Origin of the sequence: Streptomyces sp. PU-14G, from assembly GCF_041028275.1 — a bacterium.
GTDB lineage: Bacteria > Actinomycetota > Actinomycetes > Streptomycetales > Streptomycetaceae > Streptomyces.
In genome coordinates, this window is record NZ_JASKYT010000461.1 from 1 (window position 1) to 4,695 (window position 4,695).

Sequence of the window (4,695 nt, forward strand, 5' to 3'; positions counted from 1 at the left end):
GGTGGGGGGCGGCCGGGAGCGGGGACACCGGAGCAGGCAGGGGCGACGGCCGCCGACTGAGACGCGGGCCCCGGACCGGCGACGCGGGGGCTCAAGGCCGCACGGAGACGCGGGCCGGGACCGGCGACGCGGAGGCTCAAGGCCGCACGGAGACGCGGGCCGGGACCGGCTGCGCGGGGCTTAAGGCCGCACGGAGACGCGGGGCCGCGAACGCCTACGGGGGCTCCGGGCCGCACGGGACAGCCCGGCGGGAAACAGCTACGCGGAACCCGGCCTCACGAGGCCGCTCTCGTACGCGTACACCGCCGCCTGCACCCGGTCACGCAGCCCCAGCTTGGTCAGCACGTGACCGACATGGGTCTTGACCGTCGTCTCGCTCACGAACAGATCCGCCGCGATCTCCGCGTTCGACAGCCCGCGCGCCACCAGCTTCAGCACCTCCACCTCGCGCTCGGTCAGCTGATGCAGCGTGTCGGGCACCGGCTCCTCGCCCGAGGGCAGCTTGCCCGCGTACTTGTCCAGCAGCCGCCGCGTGATGCTGGGCGCCAGCATCGCCTCGCCCGCCGCGACCACCCGGATGGCCTGCACCAGCTCCCCGGCCGGTGCGTCCTTGAGCAGGAATCCGCTCGCGCCGGCCCGCAGCGCCTCCACCACGTACTCGTCCAGGTCGAAGGTGGTGAGCACCAGGACCTTGGCGGGGCCGTCCTTGGCCGGGCCCGTGATCCGCCGGGTGGCCTCCACCCCGTCCATCCGCGGCATCCGGATGTCCATCAGCACCACATCGGGCTGGAGCGCCCGCACCTGATCCAGCGCCTGCAGGCCGTCCCCCGCCTCACCGACCACCGCCAGGTCCTGCTCGGCCTCCAGAATCATCCGGAAACCGGTGCGCAGCAGCGGCTGGTCGTCCACCAGCAGTACGCGGATTGCCACAGGAACTCCTTCGGCGGGGCGGCAGCGATCGCCCCATTCTCACCCAGACGCCGAGGCGGCCCGCTCAGTCCCCCGTACCGGGCGCCGCCACCTCCTCGGGCGAGCGGGGCTCCGGGAGCCGGGGCTGGATCGTGAGCGGATACGGCGGGGGAGTGCCCCCGAACTCGGGGCAGTGCGCCTGGTGGTCGCACCAGCCGCACAGCTTGCCGGGCCTGGGCCGCCAGTCACCCGTCTCGGTCGCCCTGCTGATCGCGTCCCACAGCGCCAGCAGCTTGCGTTCCGTGGCCCGCAGGTCGCTCTCCTGCGGATCGTAGGTGAGCACGTCGCCGCTGCCGAGGAAGACCAGCTGCAGCCGCCGGGGCAGCACGCCGCGCAGCCGCCACAGCACAAGGGCGTAGAACTTCATCTGGAACAGCGGCCCGTCCGCGTACTCGGGGCGCGGCGCCTTGCCCGTCTTGTAGTCGACGATGCGCACCTCACCCGTCGGTGCGACATCCACCCGGTCGATGATGCCGCGCAGCCGCAGCCCCGACTCCAGGCGGGCCTCCACGAACAGCTCCCGCTCGGCCGGCTCCAGCCGCGTGGGGTCCTCCAGGGTGAACCACCGCTCGACCAGCTCCTCGGCCTGCGTCAGCCACTGCGCCAGCTGGGCCCCGTCCTGCGTGTCCTCGGCGAACAGCTCGGCCAGCTCCGGCCGCTTGGCCAGCAGCCGCTCCCACTCGCCGGCCACCAGGCCACGGGCGCGCCCCGCGCTGCGCTCGGCGGCGGGCGCGTCGAAGAGTCTTTCCAGCACCGCGTGCACCACCGTGCCGCGGGTGGCGGCGGCGGTGGGTTTCTCCGGCAGTTTGTCGATCACCCGGAAGCGGTAGAGCAGCGGGCACTGCATGAAGTCCGCTGCCCGGGAGGGCGACAGCGAGGTCGGCGGTGTGGCCGCGCGGGTTTTCATGGGATAAGACCCTAAGGCCCGCCACTGACAGCGGACACTTACCATCGACGGCAGACCCCTCGCACCGTACGGCAGGCCGACCCGGCAGGCGGCGCGGAGCGGCGGGACGCGAGGGAAGCAGCAGAGGGGAACCCGTGGCGGACGAGGACAACGACGGGAAGCCGCCGGCCGGTGGCTCCGGCCAGGGGACCGGCCATGGCGGGCCGTCCTCCCGCAAGCCGACCCCCGGCAGACCCGCCCGCCCGAACCCGCCCGGTGGCGGCATCCTGATGGGGCGCCCCTTCGGCGTCCCGGTCTACGTCGCGCCCTCCTGGTTCCTGGTGGCCGCGCTCATCACCTGGGTCTTCGGCGGCCAGCTCGAACGGGTCCTGCCCGAGCTGGGCGGCCTGCGCTATCTGATCGCGCTCTTCTTCGCCGTGGCCTTCTACGCCTCCGTGCTGGTCCACGAGCTCGCCCACACGGTCGCCGCCCTCCGCTTCAAGCTGCCGGTGCGCCGCATCCAGCTGCAGTTCTTCGGAGGCGTCTCCGAGATCGAGAAGGAGTCCGAGACCCCGGGGCGCGAGTTCGTCCTCGCGTTCGTCGGCCCGCTCTTCTCGCTGCTGCTGGCCGGGGTCTTCTACGCCGCGATGCGCGCCGTGGAGCCGGGCACCGTCCCCGGCGTCCTGCTGGCCGGGCTGATGGTCTCCAACCTGCTCGTGGCCGCCTTCAATCTGCTGCCGGGACTGCCGCTGGACGGCGGCCGGATGCTGCGCGCCATCGTGTGGAAGCTCAGCGGCAAGCCCATGACCGGCACGGTCGCCGCCGCCTGGGTGGGCCGGGCGCTGGCCGTGGCCGTGCTGATCGGGCTTCCGCTGGCCACCCACGCGGGCGGGCTCGCGCGGGGCGGTGTCAGCGGTATGGACTCCCTGACCGACGCGCTGCTCGCCGCGATCCTGGCGGCCATCATCTGGACCGGCGCGGGCAACAGCCTGCGGATGGCCCGGCTGCGCGAGCGCCTCCCCGAGCTGCGCGCCCGCACGCTGACCCGCCGTGCCGTGCCCGTCGAGACCGACACCCCGCTGTCGGAGGCGCTGCGCCGTGCCAACTCCGCCGGGGCCCGGGCGCTGGTCGTCGTCGACGGCAAGGGCGACCCGCTCTCCCTCGTGCGGGAGGCCGCCATCGCCTCCGTCCCCGAGCACCGGCGCCCCTGGGTGGCCGTCAGCACGCTGGCACAGGACCTCAAGGAGGGCATGCGCGTACCCGCGGAGCTGGCCGGCGAGGACCTGCTGGAGTGGCTGCGTGCCACTCCCGCGACCGAGTACCTGGTCGTGGAGGACACCGGTGAGATCTACGGGGTGCTGTCCACCGGTGACGTCGAGCGGGCGTTCGTCGCGGCCATGTCCAACCGCCCTGACGCCCGCGGCGCCCGTACCTGAGGCCGCCGCCGCGGTCGCCGGGCGGGCCGCCGGGGGCCTGGCGCCGGCGGGCGGCCCCCGTCCCGGGTGGCCCAGAACGCCGCGGCCCGCCGGGACCGGCTAGGCTGTCCGCATGTCCGAACCGACCGGTGCCGCCCGCCGTCGCGGGCCCTTCAAGGTCGGGGACCAGGTCCAGCTCACCGACCCCAAGGGCCGCCACTACACGATCACCCTCGAAGAGGGAAAGAGCTTCCACACCCACAAGGGAGCCTTCCCCCACGACGAGCTGATCGGTGCGCCCGAGGGGAGTGTCGTCCGTACCACCGGAAACGTCGCCTACCTCGCGCTGCGTCCCCTGCTCCCCGACTATGTCCTGTCCATGCCACGGGGGGCCGCCGTCGTCTACCCCAAGGACGCCGGACAGGTGCTCGCCATGGCCGACATCTTCCCCGGCGCACGCGTCGTCGAGGCAGGCGTCGGCTCCGGCTCCCTGAGCACCTTCCTGCTCCGCGCCATCGGCGACCAGGGCATGCTCCACTCCTACGAGCGCCGCGCGGACTTCGCCGAGATCGCCCAGCAGAACGTGGAGCGCTACTTCGGCAGCCCCCACCCCGCCTGGACCCTGACCGTCGGTGACCTCCAGGACAACCTGTCCGACACCGACGTCGACCGCGTCATCCTCGACATGCTCGCCCCCTGGGAGTGCCTGGAGGCCGTCTCCAAGGCGCTGGTGCCCGGCGGCATCCTGTGCGCCTACGTCGCCACCACGACACAGATGGCCCGCATGGTCGAGTCGATCCGCGAGTTCGGGACGTTCAACGAGCCGCAGGCCTGGGAGACCATGGTCCGCAACTGGCACGTCGAGGGCCTCGCCGTCCGCCCGGACCACCGCATGATCGGCCACACCGGCTTCCTGCTGTCCGCCCGCCGCCTCGCCGACGGCGTCGAGCCCCCGCTGCGCCGCCGCCGCCCCGCCAAGGGCGCCTACGGCGAGGACTACACGGGCCCCGGCAGCCAGTCCGGCGGCCGGACCTCCTAGAGCCTCTCGTTTGGATCTTGCTGGGCTCTCGGGCCCCGCACGACACGCCCACTGCCCCGTACCCGCTGCGAAACCGGGTGCGGGGCAGTGGTGTTGGGGTGCGGGAACGATCCGAAGGGGACCCGGACGTTCCGTGCCGGTGTGACCTGTGGCACCATGCGAAGCACCTCCTCCGCGCAACCCCTCGCCGGACCCCTCCACCCGCTCCGCGCTCCTCGCCGCTCCACACAGCGCCCGTCGTCGCCCGCACACAGGAGTCACCCCGCGTGACGGAACTGCCGCACACCCGCTCCCGCACGGCCCACTGGCTCGCCACCGCCGCCGCCCTCGCCGCGGTCCTCGGGGCCACCGCGCTCCTCCAGCCGGCCACCGCCACCCCGACCTCC

Annotated in this window: 4 protein-coding genes; 2 read left to right on the top strand and 2 right to left on the bottom strand. The window is 73.4% G+C overall.

Annotated elements, in window-relative coordinates; translation table 11 throughout:
• Positions 1-258: 258 nt before the first annotated feature.
• Together AB8Z75_RS31440 and AB8Z75_RS31445 are read right to left on the bottom strand one after the other, a co-directional pair.
• Positions 259-930, bottom strand: a complete 672-nt coding sequence (locus tag AB8Z75_RS31440) for a response regulator transcription factor (RefSeq protein ID WP_114020508.1) — start codon at positions 928-930, stop codon at positions 259-261.
• 64 nt (positions 931-994) lie between these two features.
• Positions 995-1,876, bottom strand: a complete 882-nt coding sequence (locus AB8Z75_RS31445) for a RecB family exonuclease (RefSeq protein WP_369207986.1) — start codon at positions 1,874-1,876, stop codon at positions 995-997.
• 134 nt (positions 1,877-2,010) lie between these two features.
• Between AB8Z75_RS31445 and AB8Z75_RS31450 the strand changes: the two genes are divergently transcribed.
• Both AB8Z75_RS31450 and AB8Z75_RS31455 read left to right on the top strand, forming a co-directional pair.
• Positions 2,011-3,291 (top strand): site-2 protease family protein, encoded by a 1,281-nt coding sequence (locus AB8Z75_RS31450; RefSeq protein WP_369207988.1) that lies wholly within the window; start codon positions 2,011-2,013, stop codon positions 3,289-3,291.
• Positions 3,292-3,403: 112 nt separating this feature from the next.
• Positions 3,404-4,309 (top strand): tRNA (adenine-N1)-methyltransferase, encoded by a 906-nt coding sequence (locus AB8Z75_RS31455; protein ID WP_369207990.1) that lies wholly within the window; start codon positions 3,404-3,406, stop codon positions 4,307-4,309.
• Positions 4,310-4,695: the final 386 nt, after the last annotated feature.